The sequence below is a fragment of the Streptococcus sanguinis genome, assembly GCF_019929225.1.
In the GTDB taxonomy this organism is placed as follows: Bacteria; Bacillota; Bacilli; order Lactobacillales; family Streptococcaceae; genus Streptococcus; species Streptococcus sanguinis_J.
Genome location: NZ_JAHZPA010000021.1, coordinates 1 through 969 on the forward strand (window position 1 = coordinate 1; position 969 = coordinate 969).

Annotated in this window: 1 protein-coding gene; it reads right to left on the minus strand. The window is 54.5% G+C overall.

From position 1 onward, the window contains the following. The coding region (locus tag K1I80_RS11975; protein ID WP_223339050.1) for an FtsK/SpoIIIE domain-containing protein at positions 1-969 on the minus strand (969 nt) is incomplete at both ends.

Here is a 969-nt window from a genome sequence, read left to right on the forward strand (position 1 = left end):
CTAAGCCCTGCTCATAAGCTGCTTGGACACTAGCTCGGCTGTAGAAGTCCGCCTCTGTCAACTCCTCTGGTACCATCGGAATGGCACTTGGTCGCTGTCCGGTCCAAGCTTCTTGGAGAGAAGCGACTTCCTGACGTAGGTTGTTGAGGACTTGTGCATCATTGGCACCTGCTACTGGCAGAGCCAGCTGGATAACATCGACTTCGTCACGCTTCATGAGCGCCCGACCCTTGATGTCTTCCATAGTAGCTGCAAGTAGAGTAGAGCCCACAATTGAGCGAACTTCTCCCACATCATTCTGCGGCAGACTCAGCTGGTGCTTAAAGTTGGCATAAAACTGCGCCCGAAGGTTGGATTGACGGCCCGCTGTCACCAAGAGGTGAACACCGATGCTGAGACCTTCACGGGAGATCCGCACCAAAAGCTTGAAGAGCTCCGCTTCATAAGCTTCTTCCTTCATGGACTCATAGCTGTCCAGCAGGATGACAATAGCCGGCTCTTGCTGACCGCTAGCCTGACGGTAAAGCTCCAAGGTCCCAACACCGTAGTCGGACAAAAGCTTTTTACGCCGGTTGAGCTCCCGCTCCATGATGCGTACAAACTTGGCAATCTTCTCCACCTGATCGAGAAGCAGGGTATCGGCCACCTGCGGTAATTGGCCCAGCGGTGCCAGACCATTGGTTCCGAAGTCCATTAGGTAGAGGGTGACATCTTTGGGACTGAACTTGCGAGCCAAGTCCATGGCCGCACTTTGCAGGAAGGTTGTCTTCCCCGTACCAGGACTTCCGTAGAGCAGGATATGCCCATCTTTGGACAGATTGACAGAGACAGGCTCTTGCTTCTGTGCCTGTGGGATATCCGCCATTCCCAGAAGGACGGAGACCGGCTTCTTTTGCTCCCAGGCTTCCTGCGGTTGGATAGGTTCCAGCTCTTGCAGGGTCATCCGCTCTTTAAGCGGCGGCAGCCATG